Consider the following 19,014-nt stretch of genomic DNA (forward strand, 5'->3'; position numbering starts at 1 on the left):
TCTATGAAAAATATATTTTTAATCATATTATCCCTCTTTTTAGTAACCTCTTGTGAAAAAGAAATCGACCTTGATTTGGAGGATCAAAGCGGGCAAATCGTGATCGAAGGAAATGTAACCGATCAGGCAGGTCCATATTTCGTAAAAATTACAAAGTCTGTGATTTTCACAGAAGCGAATCAATATCCTGCTGTTGAAAATGCACAGGTTGTTTTAAGCGACAATACCGGACAAACCGAAATCTTGCAGTATGCAGGAAATGGAACCTATAAAACCTCTGCTTTTGTAGGACAGTCTGGAAGAACTTATACTTTAAAAATAAATGCTGAAGGACAGCAATATACTGCACAAAGTACAATGCCTGATACAGTTCCATTCGATGGTTTGGATCAAGATTCTTTTATGGTGGGAGGGGAAACGAGTTACACTCTGCTGCCGGTTTTTAACGATCCGTCACCGTTAGGAAATCGTTACCTTTTCGTTTATACGGTGAACAATAATCCTAAGAAATTCTTTTCGGAATTTTCTGATAATGTAAACAACGGGATGCCGAATCAGAGACCTCTTATTCTTCCCAATGATGAAGGTAATGCAGATGATATAAAAGTGGTTGTAGGAGATACCATTCATGTTGAAATGCAGTGTATCGATGATAAGGTATATACTTTTTATTCTGCACTTCTTCAGCTTTCGGGTGGTGGACCTGGAGGAGGAGTGACACCGGCTAACCCTCCAAGCAATATTACAAACGGTGCGCTAGGTTATTTTTCAGCGCATACAGTGAAAGTAAAAAGTATTGTGATTCAATAAAAATAACGAATATCTACCTTTATTATTTAATAGCACCGCTTCTAAAGGGGTGCTATTTCGTTGGTTTTATTGAAGAATAAGGCGTAAAGGGATAAGATAGCAAGTATTTTAACAAAAAATCGAAAAACTATTTATTATTTGTAAATAAGGTGTTAAATTTGATAGTTTGTAACAGAAATTTAATTGTTACTACTAATCGTTATATTATTTAAAAAAATTAATAAAAACAGACAGTTTATGTGGAAAAATTTTAAGCTGAATAAATTTTTACTCCTAATTCCATTAACAAGTCTAATGTTTTGCTTCAATTCGCCTAAAAATGATGATGAAAAAATGCAGACGATAATGGTGAGTGTAAAAAACACCCTTTCTTATTTACATTATAGCCCAAAACCTATTAATGATGCTTATTCTAAAGATGTTTACAAGCATTATTTTGAGACCATTGATCCTGCAAAAAGATATTTTCTGCAGTCGGATATGGACGAATTCAGTAAGCACGAAACAAAGCTAGATGATTATCTGAATGTCGGAGATTTAACGTTCTATAAGCTTACGATTGACAGATTGTACCAAAGAGTGGATGAGATCGATAAGATTACTCAGGATATTTTCAGCAAGCCCATTAATCTTGAAGAAGATGAAACGCTTACCCTAGAGCCAAAACTAAAAAAAGTACCTTCTAATAAGCAGGAACAGTATAATGAATGGAAAAAATTCATCAAATACAATATCCTTCAGGAAGTTGAGTCGATGAACAGCAAAGAAGAAGCTCAAAAAGAGAAGAAAGATTCTGTTCAGAAGTACAATTTAAAAGACACCATCAATTACAAGCCGATTTCTCCTGATCAGAAAATTAAAAAGGCGACTGATGAGGTGAAAGATCTTGTAAAAGAAACGTTTACGAGATTTAAAAAGAGAAAAAAGATGGACTGGTTCTCTGTATACATGAATGCATACACAGAAGTTTTCGATCCGCATACCAACTATTATTCTCCGAAAGATAAAGAAGATTTTGATACGAATTTCACCGGAAAAGTAATTGGTATTGGAGCGATTATTCAGGAGAAAAAAGGAAACCTTTACTTGGGTGCTCTTACGATCGGAGCTCCGGCTTGGAAATCGAAACAGCTGTCAGAGGGAGATAAAATCCTTAAAGTAAAATCGAAACCGAAAGAAGATGCGGTAAATGTAGTAGGAATGCTTTCTGATGAGGCAGTAAGATTAATCAGAGGTGAAAAAGGAACTCCGGTTACTTTAACGGTTCAGAAAAAAGACGGAACGACAAAAGATGTAACGATGATTCGTGAAGAAGTGGCTATAGAAGATACTTTTGCAAGAAGTATTGTAGTAAATTCTCCGAACGGCAAAAAGTATGGGTTCATTAACTTGCCAAGCTTTAATGCTGATTTTGAAAATGATAAAGGAAGAAATGCTTCTGATGATATTAAAAATGAAATTATCAAGCTTAAAGAGCAAAATATCGAAGGAATTGTTTTAGACTTAAGAAATAACGGAGGAGGATCTTTAACAGAAGTAGGAGATATTATGGGACTGTTCATGAATGCAGGTCCGTATGTTCAGGTAAAAGACGGAAACGGAAAGATTCAGACCCTAAAAAATAAAAATGAAACTCCGATTTGGACAGGATCTTTGGTGATTATGCAAAACGAACTTTCTGCTTCAGCTTCGGAAATTCTTGCAGGAGTAATGCAGGATAACGGAAGAGCTGTAGTAATAGGTTCTCCGCAATCATTTGGAAAAGGAACGGTTCAGACTTTTGTAGACTTAAACAGATTCTTAAATACAGAAGACGATTTTGGATCTTTAAAACTGACGATTCAGAAGTTTTATAGAATTACAGGTGAGTCTACGCAGAGAAAAGGAATTGTTTCTGATATTCAGATGAAAGATTTCTTTACCTATGCAGAAATAGGAGAGAGATATGATGATTATGCTTTAGCTTGGGATAAAATTCCTGCTACAAAGTTTGAAAAATTGAATTATTTCAACATTCAGGCATTAGAAAAAGCAAGTGCGGCAAGAATGGCGAAAAATTCAAACTATCAATTACTGATTGAATCTGCACAATGGAGAGAGCAGCTGGATAAAGAAGAAACCATTACTCTTAATATCAATAAGTTTAATGAATTGATGAAGCAGAGAAAATCTCAGATCGAGAAATTTAAAGTACTTACTAAATTCGACAACGGACTTAAATTTACAATGTTCCCTGGTGAAATTGAAAGAGAGAAAAAAGACGAAGCATTCAAGAAGAAATCTGAACTATGGGTGAAGAACCTTAGAAAAGATACTTACCTTCAGGAAGCGATGAACATTCTCGCAGACATGAATGTAAAACAATAAAAAAATAACCGCTAAGAAATTAGCGGTTATTTTTTTTATCATTGAATGTTATTTAATCTCTACACATCCCACTCTTCCTCCTGCATTTCCTGTAGGCTGAGTATGGAAATCATCGGCTGAAGCATGTATAATAAGACCTTTACCGATGATATTCTTAGACTCATCAGTACATCCTAAACACCATTTATCAGTTTTGAAAGTAAGGGTAGCTACACCGTCCTTACTAGCCGTCAAATTTCCGATATCTCCCATATGGAAATGTTCTGCTCCCCATTTACCGTGATCATTCTTTGAAGGGTTCCAATGTCCTCCTGTGGATGTTCCGTCAGCTGCAGAGCAGTCTCCTTTTTCATGAATATGTACAGCATGAATTCCCGGAGTAAGGTTTTTCACATCCAGTTTCATCGTCACTTCATCTTTTTTCTGAGTAAACTTTGCAGTTCCTTCCGTTTGTGTTCCACTTTTAGGGTTTATAGTGTACGTTTTTGTAGTACAGCACGACGCTGCCAAAAATGCACTCCCTATCAATAATGACATTGTTTGTATTTTCATTGTAAATGATTTTGTGATAAAATTAAAAAAGATTTCCCGAAACACTTTATGACTTCCATTCTTTTTTTACAACTAGCAATAAATGACAAATAATTTTCGCCTGATCTTGGTACCTTTGCCGGAAACGCTTTTGAAGTGGAAGAATACAAAAAAAGAATCGTAAAAACCATTCAATACATTGATAATAATCTTGATATGGAACTTTCCTTAGAAAAAGTTTCAGAGATTGCCGCTTATTCGCCGTTTCATTTTCACAGAATTTTCCGGCTGATCACAGACGAAACAGTTCAGAACTATATTACCCGGAAAAGAATTGAAAAAAGCGCCTTTTATTTGGCTTTAAGAAAGAATTTGAGTGTAAAAGATATTTATTATCAGTTCGGTTTTTCCAATCATTCGGCTTTTAATAAAACCTTCAAAAAATATTACGGAAAATCACCCTCGGAATTTCGTAAATCGGCACCGGAAAATTTTCATAAGGTCCAGAGTAAACAAAGCAAGAACGGACAAATTGATACGGTTTTCGACCAATACATTTGCAATATCGAAAACCTATTAAACTGGAGAAATATGAATTTAAAAATTAAAGTGACGGAACTTCAAGAAATGAATTTAGCAGCTGTAATGAGCCTCGGAATTGCCAATGTTGAGCCTTCTTACAATATTCTGATTGATTGGGCAAAGACAAAAAAACTATTTCCAAAAGAGAATGTAAAAATGCTCTCCGTTTACCACGATAGCTTTAAAGTGACACCGCCGGATAAAGTAAGAATTTATGCTTGCATGCTGTTGGATGAAGCTTTAAGGAAGCAAGAAGGGGAAGTCTTTCTGGAAACTATCGAAGCCGGAAAATTCATCATCGGAAGTGGTGAAGTTACTTTAAACGACTTCGAACAATGCTGGGTTTCTCTCTTTTTATGGATGAAAGAAAACAATTATACCGTTCGAAAAGCCTTTCCTTTCGAAATTTATCACAGCAATTTCAAAGAACATCCCGAAGGAAAAATGCTCGTAGATTTTTGTATTCCTATTCATTAAAAAATGAGTAAAACAGATAGTTGTAAAATTCCCCTCCTTTGGAGGGGTGTCGAAAATTCGAAAGTATTTTTGACGGGGTGGTTAAAAGTTAAGACATTAGATTTATCAAAACCAAAAATTACAACTCAGAATCAAAAACCAACCATTCAGCAACAAAAATTGATCGGCTTCAAAAATTCATCTTACTTTTGAATCGAAATAAACAACTATGAAAACAAAATTATCATTTCTCGTCATTTTTTTATCTTTTGCTTTAAGTTTTGCCCAGACTAGAATTTCAGGAAAAGTAAGCTTTAAAAATAAAGGAATCAATGAGGTGAATGTTACTTTAAAAGACACGTATGACGGTGCAACCACTGATAGTGAAGGTAATTTCTCTTTCGAAACTACAGAAAAAGGCAGTCATACTTTGAATTTTACTCACCCTAAATATATTGAAGTCAACAAAAACATTACAATCGGAGACCAGAATGTGGTGATGAATGCGGAATTAAAAGAACAGATCAACGAAATAGATGCTGTTGTTGTTTCTGCAGGATCAATCGAAGCGAGTGATAAAAAAAGAGCAACGGCGCTTTTAACGCCTATTGATATTTACACGACTGCAGGAGCAGACGGACAGATTTCTTCTGCCTTAAATTATCTTCCCGGAGTTCAGAAAGTTGGAGAAACAGAAGGACTGTTTATTCGTGGCGGAACAGGAACGGAGTCAAAAATTTTCATGGATGGAAGCTTGATCAATAATTATTTTTCCAATTCAGTTCCGGGAATTGCAGGAAGAGATAGATTCAATACATCCCTTTTTAAAGGAAACGTATTTTCAAGTGGAGGATATTCTGCATTATACGGACAGGCGCTTTCCGGAGCGTTACTATTGGAAAGTGTGGATCTTCCGGACCAAAGTTCTTATGACTTTGGAATTTCGCCGATCTTCTTAAGCGCAGGTTTTCAAAAATTAGACGATAAAAAAACATATTCATATGGAGCAAGTGCAAGTTATTCTTTATTAAGTCTGATGCAGAAGGTTTTTGATTTTAATACCGATTTTATAGATGCACCACAAGGTTTTAATGGAGATGCCAATTTCAGAATTAAAACAAAATCCGGAGGTTTTTTCAAATATTACGGAATGTACAGTACCGATAAAATGGGTGTGAAAACGGAAAGCCTTGAACCAACTTATGATTTTGCTCTGGTTCGTCTAAAGGGAAAAAACACCTATCATAATTTATCTTTTAAACAGAAATTTGGAAAATATCTTTTGAATGTTGGAACTTCCTATTCATTTAACCGATCAGACCTTAATTTCTCTACAGAAACGAACAATACAGAATCTGAAAAAACTCAACTTTTAAATGATGGAAATTATATCAACCTTAAAGCTGTTTTAGAAAGAAAAATTAATAAAATCAGTGCATTAAGAGGAGGTTTTGAACTGAATAACACCAGCGAACAATTAAATTTTCAGGATATTCAAAAAAATTACAAAGACCTGATCTCAGCGGCTTTTGTAGAAACAGATTTAGGATTTAGCAATCAACTTTCTGCAAAAATCGGAGTGAGAGGAGAGTATTCTTCTTTCCTAGGGAAATCCAATATTGCGCCTCGTTTTGCGATAGCTTATCGTTTAGCAAAAGATTGGACTACTTCTTTGGCCTATGGATTATTTTATCAGAATCCGGAAAGCAAATACATCAATTCCCCTTCGAATCTCGATTTTCAGCAATCCCAACATTATATTTTCCAGCTTCAGAGAACATCAGAAGGAAGAAGTCTGAGATTAGAAGCTTTTTATAAAAAATATGATGAACTGGTTAAAGTACAGAATATTGCTAATGGAAATGGAATGTCTCAACCTGTACAAACTGCTGTAAACAACAATGGATATGGTTTTGCAAAAGGACTTGAACTTTTCTGGAGAGATAAAAAAACGTTCAAAAATATAGATTATTGGGTAAGCTATTCTTATTTAGATTCAAAAAGAGATTTTATGAATTATCCGATGAGTTTAAAACCCAATTTTGCATCAGAACATACAATTTCTGTGGTGGCAAAAAGATTTTTCCCCGAGCTGAAATTCGGAACCAATCTTTCTTACAGCTACTCAAAAGGAAGACCGTATTACGATATTGCTACAAAAACAGTCAATAATGAAGAGGTTAATTTTATCCGAAATGAAGGAAGGCTGAAAGATTATAGTGCTTTAAATTTCAGCTTTAATTATCTTCCGAATCTGGGTAAAAAAGATGCAAAGTCTTTTGTGGTGCTGGTATTAAGTATTTCTAATGTTTTAGGAACGAAAAACATCTACGGATATAATTTTTCAGCATCAGATGATGGTGCAAGAAGATCTGCGGTAGTTCCTCCTGTGAATACATTTGTTTTTGTTGGGGCGTTTATTAGCTTTGGAGTAGACAGAACACAAGATGCTATTAACAATAATCTTTAAAAAAGAATTACATTTAAATATAAAAAACAATCTTTAAAATTCAGAAACTATGAAAAAATACATTTTAAGTGCTGCTTTAAGCTGTGTTAGTGTAATCACTTTTGCTCAGGCAGGTTATGAAAAAATTATGACTGAGAAAATTGCTAAAATAGAAACCTGTAAAACGGTTGACGATTTTCAAACATTGGCAAATGATTTTCAAAGAATCGGAGATAAGGAAAAAGGGAAGTGGCTTCCGAATTACTATGCTGCATTTTCTTACATTCAAAAAGGGAGAGTGTTAATGAGAGAGGGAAAAATGGAAAGCCTGGATGAAACGGCAGATCAGGCACAAAAATTTGTTGATGCGGCGGGAAGTATAGAAAAAGACAATTCTGAAATTCATTTGCTGCAAAAAATGATCTTCTCTCTGAAAATGATGGTGAATCCTCAACAAAGATATATGACGTACGGAATGCAGGCTGCTGAAGAATTGACAAAATCGGAGAGCTTTGATTCATCAAATCCGAGAGTCGCTTTAATAAAAGCAGAAGATGTATATTTTACTCCGGAACAATACGGCGGAAGCAAAACCAAAGGGCTTGAACTTTTTAAACTGGCTTTAGAAAAATTCAATGCTTATAAACCAAAAACGACGTTAGATCCTAATTGGGGGAAATCTGAAGCAGAATATTTTCTAAGCATGGGAGATAAAAAATAATACCCTGGTCTTCCTTTTTGGAAGGCCATTTTTAAAGGTTTTATTTTGAACCGAATATCTGCAGCTTGCAATTACATAAAACTGATTTAGACTCAGGAAAACTCTTATTATGAGACGTAAAAACTTTATAACATTATTTTGGATATCCTTGGCAACGTCGATGTTCTTCTTCTTTGTATTTACCGATGAGAAAAATATTGAAAACTTTGTGCTTACCATTCTTATTTCCTTTATGTATTCCTTTGTTTTGGGAGTGGGAAATGGGGTTATTAACGATTTTCTTAATAAAAAGTTTCCTTGGTCTGAAGCGACTACGAAAAGAGCGATTATAAGTATTATTTCGATTTTGATTGCCAATATCATTTTGGTGTATTTCTGTAATTATGTAAACTTTGTAATCATTCAGAAGGCGGCAACAGTAGAAGAATATTTTTCGGGAAAATATAATTTTATCAATTGGTTTACCATCAATGTTGCTCTTTTAATCTCGGCTTTTCTTCATGCGAAAAGTTTCATGGAAGAGCTGAAAAAAACGTCCAAAAAAGAAGTTGTAGAACAAAAACTGATTGCCAAATCTGCCAATGCCCAGTTTGAAAGCCTTAAAAATCAGTTAGACCCTCATTTTTTATTCAATTCTCTGAATGTTTTAAGCTCTTTAATAGATGAAAATCCGAAACAGGCACAGAAATTTACGGCTTCAATGTCAAAAATTTACAGATATGTTTTGGAGCAGAAAGACAAAGAATTAGTAACGGTAGAAGATGAAATTGAGTTTGCGAAAACCTATTGTCAACTTTTAAAAACAAGATTTGAGGACAGTGTAGACTTTGAATTTGATGTTAAAAATGAAGATTTGAAACGATTTGTGGTTCCACTTTCCTTACAGCTGCTTTTGGAAAACTGCATCAAACACAATTTTGCGACTTCCTCAAAACCGTTAATTATAAAAGTATTTTCAGAAAATGATACACTTTGCATTGAAAACAATTTGCAGATAAGAGAGCAAATGAAAGAAAGTGCAGGAATTGGATTGGCAAATATTGTTCAGCGGTATTCTTTACTTACAAAACGAAATGTTTTTATAGAAAAATCCGAAGATTATTTTAAAGTAAAACTTCCGATGTTATTGGATAAACCCAATACTATCAGTATTAAAAATGATTCTGAAAATAAAGCATACGAAAAAGCCCAAAAAAGGGTAAAAGAAATTAAAAGCTTTTACGCAAACCTCTTTTCGTATGCTATAATAATTACATTTTTAATGATTCTTAACCTCATTACTTCTCCAAAACATTTATGGTTTTACTGGCCGATGTTAGGTTGGGGAATTGGTGTTGCTGCACACGGAATAAGTGTTTTCTCCATCGGCAGAACCTGGGAAGAGAAAAAAATCCGGGAAATATTAGAAAAACAAGATCAACACAAAAACAGATAAAGATGATTAATATAGATGAAAGCGACATCCGCTACAAAGAAGCAGAGAAAAGGGTGAAAAAAATCAAAGGATTTTATATTCATTTGATGGTGTATATATTTACGAATATTCTTGTCATTGCCCTTCAGTTCTTCGATACCGACAATAAGGAACAATGGAGCTGGAAAATGTTTCAGTTGCCTTTGTTTTGGGGGATTGGTCTTGTCGCTCACGGATTAAGCGTTTTTTTACCACCTGTAATCCTTGGAAAACGTTGGGAGGAAAGAAAAATTAAAGAGCTCATGGATAAAGAAAAAAATTAACATGAAAGAGCTTACGATTGTATTTTATATTTCGATGGGAATTTGGTTTTTAAGTGAAATTTTATACAAAAAAATGCTTAAATCAGCTCAAAACGCCCAGAAAAAAGATAAATCAACTTTAAATATTTTATGGGTCGTTATTGTTCCGTCAATATTTTTTGCTGTTTTTATTTCGAATAGGCTCTATTTTCCGATCAGTAAAGAACAATGGATCTTTTTTCTGGGTGAAAGCTGCATAGTTATTGGAATTCTTTTCAGATGGATTATTATTCGATCTTTAGGCAAGTATTTTACAGTCGATGTGAGCATCAGAGAAGATCATAAAATTAAAAAAGAAGGTTTTTACAAATATTTGAGACACCCTTCATACGCTTTTGCAATGCTTACTTTTGTAGGATTAGGTTTATTTTTGAATAACTGGATTTCATTTGCCATCGCTTTTCTTCCTCCATTTCTGGCATTCAATTACAGAATTAAAGTAGAAGAAGAAGCCCTGATTGAGCAGTTTGGAGATGAATATATTCAATACAGAAAAGAAACAAAAAAGCTTATTCCCTTTATTTATTGAGATAAAATAACCGATAAACCGATAAAAATTAAAATCCCGATTCTCCATTGAGTCGGGATTTTTACAATTCGGGAATCATTTTCTACGGTTCAGTAATATAAAGTTGATGAGAGGCTATTTGCAGACCTACATTTGTGTCAACAAAAACAAACAATTCAACATCTTAAAAATTATAATTATGGAAAATTTATCTTACCAAAAAGAAGTTTTAGCTTATGAAAAAGCATCAAAAAGAGTAAAAGACCTTAAAGGTTTCTACGGTAATCTTACTTCTTACTGTCTTGTGATTCCTTTCTTATTTATTTTAAACCTGATCACTTCTCCTGATCATTTATGGTTTTACTGGCCTATGCTAGGTTGGGGAATCGGACTTTTAGCTCACGCCGTGAACACTTTTGGCATCGGAAAGGATTGGGAAGAAAGAAAAATTAAGCAATTAATGGAAGAAGAAAAAAGCAGAACAAAAACACTTTAATTAAAAAATAATAACCACTTAAAAATTAATACGATGAACTACAATCAAGCACAACAAAGAGTAAACGATCTGAAAAAATTCTACAAACACCTTTTATGGTTTGGAATTGTGGCAGCAATCATCTTTTTTAATGATATTTTTGAAAGCGAGAGGTTAGACTTTACTTTATTCAAAGGATCTGTGATTTTGACGATCTGGGGTATATTTTTAACGATAAAAGCGGTAAAGTTATTTCTTTTCAATGCTGATTGGGAAAGAGAAATAATGGAAAAAGAAATGAGAAAGTCAAAAGAACCGATTAAGTTTTAAAAACTAGTAAATTTTAATTAATTTTATTTCGAAATTGTAAACTAAAATCTGGAACTCGATGATCAAAACAGTCATTATCGAAGACGAAAAACCGGCTTCAAGGAAATTAGAAAGAATGCTTAATGAATTTCCTGAAATTGAAGTAGTTGGCAAAATAGAATCGGTAGAAGAAGGCGTGCAATGGTTTTCAGAAAATGAGCATCCTCAGCTGATATTTTCGGATATTGTTTTAGGAGACGGTTTATCATTCGATATTTTTGAAAAAGTTCCTACAAAAGGGTTTATCATCTACACCACAGCTTTTGATCAATATACCTTAAAGGCGTTTAAATTAAACAGTATTGACTACCTTTTGAAACCCATTCTGGATGAAGATTTAGCTGGAGCTATTGAAAAATATAAATCATTTATTCCTTCAGATAACTCTGTCAATTCACAAGAAATTAAGCAGTTAATAAAAAAAGAAAAAACAACGCTTTCCAGGATTTTAGTAAAAATCGGGTACAATCTGAAAATTGTACAAACCCATGAAATAAGCTGTTTTTTTAGTGAGAATAAAATTGTGTATCTGCAGACTCAGGAGAGAGCTTTTCCATCGGATTTTACATTGGATGAACTGGAAGATGTTCTTGACGAAAAAAAATTCTTTCGAACGAACCGACAGTTTATCATTAACTCTGATTACATAAAAAACATTCATACTTCGCCTAATTACAAAGTAGAATTAGAATATCAACCACAGGAAGAAATTACGGTCAGCCGGGATCGCGTAAAAGATTTTAAAGACTGGTTGGTAAGTTAACCAACTACTTATAATCTATACGGTTAGATTCAGTATCTTCAAGTTGTTTTACAATAGATTTCGGAATCTCATCACTGTCAATCGGAAAGCTTATGGAATCAGAAATAAAACTTCTTCTGTCGGCTTTCTGAAATATTTCGAACAGAGCAATAGGCTCTTGATTAAAACTAATACAGGTACTTATAAAATGCAACTCATGGAGCTTATATTCTGGATTCTTCAGCTTTTCATTGATGTCTTTTATCCTTGAAATAAAATGTCTTTGCCGGATAAAGGTGTTGCTGTTCATAATGATGAAAACATAATCTGAATAAGCAGTTACTTTTCCGAAATATTTATGACGGTCACCGCCGCTTCTTTCAATAAAATATTCACCGGAAGTTTCTGATTTGTAGATTTCTGTTGCAGAACGCCAGATTCGGTCTTCTTTAGCCTGTAATGGATTTTCCGGAAGATTTCTGTTATACGAATACCAACAACCGACAAGCCTGTCAAGCAACTCTGTATTTTGCTTTACATTATCCATATCGATTTTGAGATCATTAAAGTTAAATGATTCGGTATTCGAATTAATGAATTCAATATAATTTGAATAGCCTAAAACTTTGACAATCAGACTTAATTTTGCCAGATTGGGCTTGCTTAAAATAGCATTTTCATTCTGATGATATTTTTTTAATTTATTGATAATCAAATGTTCATATAAATAGTTAGAGCCTAATAATTCAGGTTCTTTTTTTATGCCTTTTTCAATATTGCTGTTGACCAGAAGGTCATTAAGTTCAGCAACGATATACGACCATTCGGTTTTTGAAACATCTTCCCAGTGATTTTTCTTTAAAAAATGAAGGCTTAAGAAATTCATTAATTTCTCCAGATGCAGAATATCTTCTTTTTTCATAAGACTAATTTAAGATTATTTTAAAACCAAAAAAGATTTTTGCAAGACTTTTATATTTTGAAATCGAAAGATATTTGAATAGAAACTAAAAGTTAAAACAATGGAAACAAAAATCTTATTAGAAAATGATCCGTTTTGGAACAGACTTCAGGGTTTTTCATTAGACAGTCCGAATATAGACTTTCCTTTTTCAAAAAAGTTGGCGAAAGAAGAAAACTGGACAATAGATTTCACAAAAAAAGCAATTGATGAGTATAAAAAGTTCGTTTACTTATGCTGTATTCTACCTAATGGAGCTTCTCCAAGCGAAATTGTAGATAAAGTTTGGCATATGCATCTCATCTACACTCAAAACTACTGGGAAGAGTTTTGTCCTACTATTTTACAGCAAAAACTGCATCATCATCCCTCAAAAGGTGGTTCAGATGAAAAGGAAAAACACGAAAACTGGTTTCAGTATACTTTGAAAAAGTATGAAGAAATTTTCCACGAAAAAGCACCGGAAGAAATTTGGATAAACAAAAAAGAAGCACCAAAACGAAGAAAACTCTGGCTGAATAGTTTCAAATTTCTTTCTGTTCTTTCAATGTTCTTTATGGTAAGTTCTTGTTCAGATAGTATAAGTAATTTGCTATCAGTTCTTTTTATATTAATTCCTGGCGGTTTTCTATTGATTTCTTTCCTGTCATGGGTTTTTAGTAAAAATAACGACCCTAAAAACCCGAACAAAAACAATGGGGGAGACTGTGGATCTGGCGGAAGCTGTGGTGGCTCTTCGAGTTGTAGCAGCTCTTGTGGAAGCAGCTGTGGCGGTGGTTGCGGAGGATGTGGTGGCAGTTAAAAAAGAAGAAACAATGAAAACAAATACCATTCATACCATTCCGATTCTGATAAGTCTTATATGGCTTGCCATAATCAACCACACCCTCAATCCGATTTCTTTGAAAGGACCTCATTTTCTCAAATTCTATTTAATCCTGGTCTTAGGATTTTATGTTTCAATTTTTGCTTTAAAATTATATAAAGAAGCTATTTCGGATGCTACATTCTACTTTATGATTTCCATTTTCTTTCTGGGAGTTGTTAAATTAACCAAAGGAATTCTGTTAGGCAAACCAGTGGGATTTTTAATTATGATATTGATTATGGAATGTATTGTAGGAATAGTGTTTATGAATCATTATTTCAAGAATAAAATGAATTGAATAAAAAATCCGAAACAAAATAGTTTCGGATCAATATTATAGAGAGGTTGAATTAAATATTTTTTTGTTTTTCTTCTTCGGTTTTGAGGCCGTATTTTCTTACAGTAGCAGCAGTAATTGCTACCAAAACTGCACAAAGAAAGAGGTCCGATTTTTCAGGATGATAGATTTCTTGATAAATATTATACCCTAAAAGCATTGAAACTAAAAAAATTAAAACACTGTTAGCAGCTACATATTGTTTTTTTGAGAATGGAGTTTTCATAATATTATTTTTAATGTTATTTACTCAGTAAGTAGGGAAACTCGAAATACGTTACAGAAAATTTTTCAAAAAAATAAAAAAGCCCGGAAATGAAATTTCCGGGCTTTTAAAATATATGATTTAGAATGTTTTATGAGATCACTCCACTTCCTAAAAGTTCTTCTCCAATATACCAAGACGCAAATTGTCCTTCAGCAATTGCAGACTGAGCTTCCTCAAATTCAATATAAAAAGCATCTTCAAACTGATATAAAGTAGCTTTCTGCAAAGACTGTCTATATCTGAATCTGGCCATGACTTCCATCGATTCTCCGTTTTTTAATCTTAGATCTTCACGTACCCAGTGCAGTTCGGCATTATCAACCTTCAAAGCCTTTTTGTATAATCCCGGAAAATGACTTCCTTCACCTACAAAAATGATATTGTTTTCCATATCTCTTGATACAATAAAACAGCTTTCTTTATGTCCGCCGATTCCTAATCCTCTGCTTTGTCCGATCGTGAAAAATTGGGCACCTTGATGCTTTCCGATTGCTTTGCCGTCAGATTTTTTATAGTTGATTTTTCGACTTAAAAATTCAAGTTCTTCCTGTTTTGAAGAAAATTCAGGTGTTTGTTGAGCAAAAAGCGGAGAATCTTTGAAAATCTCTACGATTTCACCTTCTTTAGGCACCAATTGCTGTTGCAAAAACTGAGGCAAACTCACCTTTCCGATAAAACACAATCCCTGAGAATCTTTTTTATCTGCTGTTACCAGTCCGATTTCCTTCGCAATTTCCCTTACTTGCGGCTTTGTAAGCTCTCCAATTGGAAACAACGCTTTAGATAATTGATCCTGGCTCAACTGACATAAGAAGTAGGATTGATCTTTATTGTTGTCTTTTCCTGCTAAAAGATGGAAAATTTCCTTACCGTTTTCATCAATCGTTGAATCTACTCTTGCATAATGTCCTGTTGCCACTTTATCTGCACCCAAAGACATCGCCGTTTTCAGAAAAACATCAAATTTTACTTCTCTGTTGCATAAAACATCAGGATTCGGAGTTCTTCCTTTCTGATATTCATCGAACATGTAATCAACGATTCTTTCCTTGTAAAGTTCACTCATATCGATCACCTGAAACGGAATTCCAAGCTTTTGAGCTACCATTAATGCGTCATTACTATCTTCGATCCACGGACATTCGTCTTCCAATGTTACCGAAGCATCATTCCAGTTTCTCATAAACAAAGCCACAACTTCATGACCTTGCTGTTGAAGCAAATATGCTGTTACACTGGAATCTACACCTCCTGAGAGGCCTACTACTACTTTCATGTTATTTCAATTTTACGAAACTCTTAACGGGAGTTCTTAGTTTGACCCGGCAAAAATACAACTAAAAAAATTCGTAAAAAAACCATAATTTTAAACATCGAAAAAAACAATTAATATGAAAAAACTTATTATTCCTTTATTTCTGATGATTTCAGGCTCAATGTTTTCGCAGGTTGCAATTGGTGCTTCACCAGAAAATAGTAATCGTTGGACTTTCGGTGGGGGAATCGGATTTGGTTTCGGAAGCAATAGTTATTTTAATCTTTCAGCATCTCCAAGGGTCGGATACAGGCTCACTGATGATCTCGAAGGCGGGCTTTTGGGGAGTGTTTCGTGGCAGAAATCAAATGCTTACAGTTCAACAATGCTTGGAGTCGGTCCTTTTCTGAATTATTATATTGCAAGAACATTTTTTATAAGTGCTAATTATCAGCATTATTTCATCAATTATAAAGATAAAATTTATGATTTTAAGGACAATGCAAATGAAGATGCATTGTATCTTGGAGGAGGGTATATGCAGAGAATAGGCACCAATTCTTATATGCAAATCGGGGCAATGTATAATGTACTTTGGAAAGAAAATGAAAGTGTTTTTTCGAGTGGATTTGTCCCGAGTGTTGGTTTTGTGGTAGGACTTTAGAATACAAAGGCAAATAAATTTGCTTCACAGAGCTTGAAAACAAAGCTTCATCAAATCAACTTGTTGATTCAATCTTTGCTCCTTAAATAATATCTAAATTTCAATAAACCTTTGCGTTAAAAACGTAAAGATTATACATTTAAAATAAAAAAGCATCGGAAATTTTCCCGATGCTTTTTCGTTATGATTAAATTATTTATTTACGATTGTGAAGACTTCTCAGCCGATTTTTTCGATTTTGATGTTTTCCCGATTAAACCGTCTTTTGCTTCGTTAACATCCAAAACAATAGTTTCTCCTTCGTTTAATTGTTTGTTTACCAGCATTTCTGCCAATAAATCTTCAATATACTTTTGGATAGCTCGTTTCAATGGTCTTGCACCGAAGTCTTTATCCCATCCTTTTTCAGATATAAAGTCTTTCGCTTCATCAGTTAACTCAACTTTATAACCTAATTTTTCTAATCTGCTATACAATTTACCAAGTTCAAGATCAATAATTTTCTTGATATCAGTCTGCTCAAGAGAGTTGAAGATCACAATGTCATCAATTCTGTTAAGGAATTCAGGAGCAAATGCTTTTTTAAGGGCATTTTCGATCGTGCTTCTTGCTCTTGTATCAGAACTTGTTTTTTTAGCAGAAGTTCCGAATCCTACACCGTCTCCGAAATCTTTAAGATCTCTTGTTCCGATGTTTGAAGTAAGGATGATGATGGTATTTCTAAAATCAATTTTTCTACCTAAACTATCTGTAACGTGACCTTCGTCTAAGATTTGTAACAAGATATTGAATACATCAGGGTGAGCTTTTTCAATCTCATCCAAAAGAACCACAGCATAAGGTTTTCTTCTTACGGCTTCCGTTAATTGTCCGCCTTCTTCGTATCCAACGTATCCCGGAGGAGCTCCAACCAATCTAGAAACTGCGAATTTTTCCATGTATTCACTCATATCGATTCTGATTAAAGATTCATCAGATTCGAAAAGTTCTCTTGCCATTACCTTAGCCAGTTCCGTTTTACCAACTCCGGTTGTTCCTAAGAAAATGAATGTACCGATTGGACGGTTCGGATCTTTAAGACCGGCTCTGTTTCTTTGAATTGCTTTCACAACTTTTTTCACAGCGTCTTCCTGACCGATTACTTTTCCGTTCAGTTTTTCATCCATATGAGCCAGCTTATCAAGCTCATTTTTGCCCACTTTCGTTACCGGAACACCACTCATCATAGAAACCACTTCCGCTACATTTTCTTCAGTTACGGTTTCTTTCTTTTCCTTAACGTCTTTGTCCCATTTGTCCTGGGCAGCATTCAGTTCCATCTGAAGTCTTTCTTCTTCATCTTTCAACTTTCTTGCCTCAAGATAATCCTGAGCTTTTACCGCTTTTTGTTTTAATTCCTTGATATCTTCGATTTTCTTTTCAAAATCAATAATCTCGGTAGGAACTTTCATGTTTTTGATATAAACACGAGATCCGGCTTCGTCCATCGCATCGATTGCTTTGTCCGGTAAGAAACGGTCTGTAATATATCTTGATGTCAAATTGACACACGCTAAAATCGCTTCCGGAGTATAAATTACATTGTGGTGTTCTTCATACTTATCTTTAATCTGATTCAAGATCTGAACGGTTTCATCAATAGAAGTCGGTTCCACCATTACTTTCTGGAATCTTCTTTCTAAAGCACCATCTTTTTCAATATATTGACGGTATTCATCTAAAGTGGTTGCTCCGATGCATTGAATTTCACCTCTAGCCAAAGCAGGTTTAAACATATTGGATGCATCTAAGCTTCCTGTTGAGCTTCCTGCACCAACAATAGTATGAAGCTCATCAATGAATAAGATGACATCTCTGTTTTTTTCCAGCTCGGTCATAATGGCCTTCATTCTTTCTTCAAACTGACCACGGTATTTGGTTCCGGCAACTAAACTTGCCAAATCCAAAGTAATCACACGTTTTCCGTAAAGAACTCTCGACACTTTTTTCTGTTGAATTCTTAAAGCCAGACCTTCCGCAATCGCAGATTTACCAACTCCCGGCTCTCCAATAAGAAGCGGATTGTTTTTCTTTCTACGGGATAAGATTTGAGAAACTCTCTCAATTTCTTTCTCACGACCAATTACAGGATCCAATTTTCCGTCTCTTGCCAAAGAAGTTAAGTCTCTACCAAAGTTATCCAACGTAGGAGTTTTACTTTTAGCAGAACCTAAATTTCCTGTAGGCTTTCTCATTTGCTCAAATTCCTCTCTTTCATCATCATCGTCATAAGCACTCATTTGTGGTGCCTGTCCTGAGTTTTTAAGCATTGTTTGATATTCTCTTGAAACGCCTTCATAGTCGATATCGTAAGCGCCTAAAATATTTGAAGTAGGATCTTCATATTTATAAAGAATGCCTAAAAGCAAATGAACGGTATTAATCTCATTGCTTTTGTATTGTCTGCATTCTAACTCCGCACGTTTAATAGCGTGATCCGCCATTTTGGTGAAAGAAATATTGGTAACCTCTTCAGAAATAGGATTAAGACTTGCTGTATTTAGAGTTTCAATTTTTCTTCTGATTTGTGTTAAATCCGCATTAAGGTTTTGAAGGATTTCTTTTGCAGAGTTTTCCGTTTTTATAATACCTAAAAGTAGATGTTCTGTATTAAGAAATTCACTTTTCAGCCTTTTAGCTTCGCTTTTGCTTTGTTTGAACACCTGGCTCAAACCTTGTGAAAACTTATAATCCATAATATATCTCATTAGAATAATGGCAGCGTTGCCAATTATTCATTATCTAAATTACAAATATTTTACCAAAAATCAATAAATGACTTTATGGCAGAAAAAATTTTATTATCTTATTGAAAATGATTAAGTTTATCTTCTTA

Annotated in this window: 19 protein-coding genes; 14 read left to right on the plus strand and 5 right to left on the minus strand. The window is 34.2% G+C overall.

Annotated elements, in window-relative coordinates; translation table 11 throughout:
* The first annotated feature begins 3 nt into the window (after positions 1–3).
* Complete coding sequence (locus LV842_RS05120; protein ID WP_233110383.1) at positions 4–810, plus strand: DUF4249 domain-containing protein; 807 nt, start codon at positions 4–6, stop codon at positions 808–810.
* Positions 811–1,047: 237 nt separating this feature from the next.
* Positions 1,048–3,177, plus strand: coding sequence for a carboxy terminal-processing peptidase (locus LV842_RS05125; RefSeq protein ID WP_233110384.1), 2,130 nt, complete (start codon positions 1,048–1,050; stop codon positions 3,175–3,177).
* A gap of 48 nt (positions 3,178–3,225) precedes the next feature.
* On the opposite strand, the gene LV842_RS05130 is transcribed toward LV842_RS05125, so the two are convergent.
* Positions 3,226–3,729: a superoxide dismutase family protein gene (locus tag LV842_RS05130; RefSeq protein ID WP_233110385.1), complete on the minus strand. Its 504-nt coding sequence runs from the start codon at positions 3,727–3,729 to the stop codon at positions 3,226–3,228.
* Between the two features lie 135 nt (positions 3,730–3,864).
* Between LV842_RS05130 and LV842_RS16110 the strand changes: the two genes are divergently transcribed.
* The 9 genes from LV842_RS16110 to LV842_RS05175 all read left to right on the plus strand — a co-directional run bounded on the left by LV842_RS16110 (position 3,865) and on the right by LV842_RS05175 (position 11,807).
* Positions 3,865–4,767 (plus strand): AraC family transcriptional regulator, encoded by a 903-nt coding sequence (locus LV842_RS16110; RefSeq protein ID WP_233110386.1) that lies wholly within the window; start codon positions 3,865–3,867, stop codon positions 4,765–4,767.
* A 208-nt stretch (positions 4,768–4,975) separates the two neighbouring features.
* Positions 4,976–7,216, plus strand: coding sequence for a TonB-dependent receptor (locus LV842_RS05140; RefSeq protein WP_233110387.1), 2,241 nt, complete (start codon positions 4,976–4,978; stop codon positions 7,214–7,216).
* Between the two features lie 49 nt (positions 7,217–7,265).
* Positions 7,266–7,916 carry a hypothetical protein gene (locus LV842_RS05145; RefSeq protein ID WP_233110388.1) on the plus strand — a complete coding sequence of 217 codons (651 nt, stop codon included), beginning with the start codon at positions 7,266–7,268 and terminating at the stop codon, positions 7,914–7,916.
* 109 nt (positions 7,917–8,025) lie between these two features.
* On the plus strand, positions 8,026–9,351 hold the full coding sequence (locus tag LV842_RS05150; RefSeq protein ID WP_233110389.1) for a 2TM domain-containing protein: 1,326 nt from the start codon (positions 8,026–8,028) through the stop codon (positions 9,349–9,351).
* Positions 9,352–9,353: 2 nt separating this feature from the next.
* Positions 9,354–9,653, plus strand: coding sequence for a 2TM domain-containing protein (locus tag LV842_RS05155; protein WP_233110390.1), 300 nt, complete (start codon positions 9,354–9,356; stop codon positions 9,651–9,653).
* 1 nt (position 9,654) lies between these two features.
* The gene (locus LV842_RS05160; protein WP_233110391.1) at positions 9,655–10,221 is read left to right on the plus strand and encodes a methyltransferase family protein; all 567 of its coding nucleotides are present in this window, start codon (positions 9,655–9,657) and stop codon (positions 10,219–10,221) included.
* A 178-nt stretch (positions 10,222–10,399) separates the two neighbouring features.
* Positions 10,400–10,696, plus strand: a complete 297-nt coding sequence (locus tag LV842_RS05165; RefSeq protein WP_233110392.1) for a 2TM domain-containing protein — start codon at positions 10,400–10,402, stop codon at positions 10,694–10,696.
* A gap of 33 nt (positions 10,697–10,729) precedes the next feature.
* Positions 10,730–11,005: a 2TM domain-containing protein gene (locus LV842_RS05170; RefSeq protein WP_233110393.1), complete on the plus strand. Its 276-nt coding sequence runs from the start codon at positions 10,730–10,732 to the stop codon at positions 11,003–11,005.
* 58 nt (positions 11,006–11,063) lie between these two features.
* Positions 11,064–11,807 (plus strand): LytR/AlgR family response regulator transcription factor, encoded by a 744-nt coding sequence (locus tag LV842_RS05175; protein ID WP_233110394.1) that lies wholly within the window; start codon positions 11,064–11,066, stop codon positions 11,805–11,807.
* A gap of 4 nt (positions 11,808–11,811) precedes the next feature.
* On the opposite strand, the gene LV842_RS05180 is transcribed toward LV842_RS05175, so the two are convergent.
* A complete protein-coding gene (locus LV842_RS05180) occupies positions 11,812–12,708 on the minus strand; it encodes a hypothetical protein (protein WP_233110395.1) in 897 nt (298 codons plus the stop codon).
* Between the two features lie 100 nt (positions 12,709–12,808).
* On the opposite strand from LV842_RS05180, the gene LV842_RS05185 reads away from it, so the two are divergent.
* The gene (locus tag LV842_RS05185) at positions 12,809–13,549 is read left to right on the plus strand and encodes a glycine-rich domain-containing protein (RefSeq protein ID WP_233110396.1); all 741 of its coding nucleotides are present in this window, start codon (positions 12,809–12,811) and stop codon (positions 13,547–13,549) included.
* 13 nt (positions 13,550–13,562) lie between these two features.
* A complete protein-coding gene (locus LV842_RS05190; protein ID WP_233110397.1) occupies positions 13,563–13,913 on the plus strand; it encodes a hypothetical protein in 351 nt (116 codons plus the stop codon).
* A 52-nt stretch (positions 13,914–13,965) separates the two neighbouring features.
* Here the strand turns inward: LV842_RS05190 and LV842_RS05195 are convergent, their stop codons facing one another.
* Both LV842_RS05195 and mnmA read right to left on the minus strand, forming a co-directional pair.
* Positions 13,966–14,178, minus strand: a complete 213-nt coding sequence (locus LV842_RS05195; protein WP_233110398.1) for a hypothetical protein — start codon at positions 14,176–14,178, stop codon at positions 13,966–13,968.
* Positions 14,179–14,308: 130 nt separating this feature from the next.
* Positions 14,309–15,496, minus strand: coding sequence for a tRNA 2-thiouridine(34) synthase MnmA (mnmA, locus tag LV842_RS05200; RefSeq protein WP_233110399.1), 1,188 nt, complete (start codon positions 15,494–15,496; stop codon positions 14,309–14,311).
* A gap of 115 nt (positions 15,497–15,611) precedes the next feature.
* Here mnmA and LV842_RS05205 point away from each other — a divergent pair, with 115 nt between their 5' ends.
* Complete coding sequence (locus LV842_RS05205; RefSeq protein WP_233110400.1) at positions 15,612–16,139, plus strand: hypothetical protein; 528 nt, start codon at positions 15,612–15,614, stop codon at positions 16,137–16,139.
* Between the two features lie 200 nt (positions 16,140–16,339).
* Here LV842_RS05205 and LV842_RS05210 read toward each other — a convergent pair whose 3' ends face one another.
* Entirely contained in the window at positions 16,340–18,874 is a 2,535-nt protein-coding gene (locus tag LV842_RS05210; protein ID WP_233110401.1) for an ATP-dependent Clp protease ATP-binding subunit, read from the minus strand.
* Positions 18,875–19,014 lie beyond the last annotated feature (140 nt).

Source organism: Chryseobacterium gwangjuense (assembly GCF_021311115.1).
GTDB classification, from domain to species: Bacteria; Bacteroidota; Bacteroidia; order Flavobacteriales; family Weeksellaceae; genus Chryseobacterium; species Chryseobacterium gwangjuense.

What these genes read in the sequence shown, in the direction of transcription:
- LV842_RS05120 (WP_233110383.1), top strand. Translation starts at nt 4, where the DNA reads ATGAAAAATATATTTTTAATCATATTATCCCTCTTTTTAGTAACCTCT.
- LV842_RS05125 (WP_233110384.1), top strand. Translation starts at nt 1,048, where the DNA reads ATGTGGAAAAATTTTAAGCTGAATAAATTTTTACTCCTAATTCCATTA.
- LV842_RS05130 (WP_233110385.1), bottom strand. Translation starts at nt 3,729, where the DNA reads ATGAAAATACAAACAATGTCATTATTGATAGGGAGTGCATTTTTGGCA.
- LV842_RS05140 (WP_233110387.1), top strand. Translation starts at nt 4,976, where the DNA reads ATGAAAACAAAATTATCATTTCTCGTCATTTTTTTATCTTTTGCTTTA.
- LV842_RS05145 (WP_233110388.1), top strand. Translation starts at nt 7,266, where the DNA reads ATGAAAAAATACATTTTAAGTGCTGCTTTAAGCTGTGTTAGTGTAATC.
- LV842_RS05150 (WP_233110389.1), top strand. Translation starts at nt 8,026, where the DNA reads ATGAGACGTAAAAACTTTATAACATTATTTTGGATATCCTTGGCAACG.
- LV842_RS05155 (WP_233110390.1), top strand. Translation starts at nt 9,354, where the DNA reads ATGATTAATATAGATGAAAGCGACATCCGCTACAAAGAAGCAGAGAAA.
- LV842_RS05160 (WP_233110391.1), top strand. Translation starts at nt 9,655, where the DNA reads ATGAAAGAGCTTACGATTGTATTTTATATTTCGATGGGAATTTGGTTT.
- LV842_RS05165 (WP_233110392.1), top strand. Translation starts at nt 10,400, where the DNA reads ATGGAAAATTTATCTTACCAAAAAGAAGTTTTAGCTTATGAAAAAGCA.
- LV842_RS05170 (WP_233110393.1), top strand. Translation starts at nt 10,730, where the DNA reads ATGAACTACAATCAAGCACAACAAAGAGTAAACGATCTGAAAAAATTC.
- LV842_RS05175 (WP_233110394.1), top strand. Translation starts at nt 11,064, where the DNA reads ATGATCAAAACAGTCATTATCGAAGACGAAAAACCGGCTTCAAGGAAA.
- LV842_RS05180 (WP_233110395.1), bottom strand. Translation starts at nt 12,708, where the DNA reads ATGAAAAAAGAAGATATTCTGCATCTGGAGAAATTAATGAATTTCTTA.
- LV842_RS05185 (WP_233110396.1), top strand. Translation starts at nt 12,809, where the DNA reads ATGGAAACAAAAATCTTATTAGAAAATGATCCGTTTTGGAACAGACTT.
- LV842_RS05190 (WP_233110397.1), top strand. Translation starts at nt 13,563, where the DNA reads ATGAAAACAAATACCATTCATACCATTCCGATTCTGATAAGTCTTATA.
- LV842_RS05195 (WP_233110398.1), bottom strand. Translation starts at nt 14,178, where the DNA reads ATGAAAACTCCATTCTCAAAAAAACAATATGTAGCTGCTAACAGTGTT.
- mnmA (WP_233110399.1), bottom strand. Translation starts at nt 15,496, where the DNA reads ATGAAAGTAGTAGTAGGCCTCTCAGGAGGTGTAGATTCCAGTGTAACA.
- LV842_RS05205 (WP_233110400.1), top strand. Translation starts at nt 15,612, where the DNA reads ATGAAAAAACTTATTATTCCTTTATTTCTGATGATTTCAGGCTCAATG.
- LV842_RS05210 (WP_233110401.1), bottom strand. Translation starts at nt 18,874, where the DNA reads ATGGATTATAAGTTTTCACAAGGTTTGAGCCAGGTGTTCAAACAAAGC.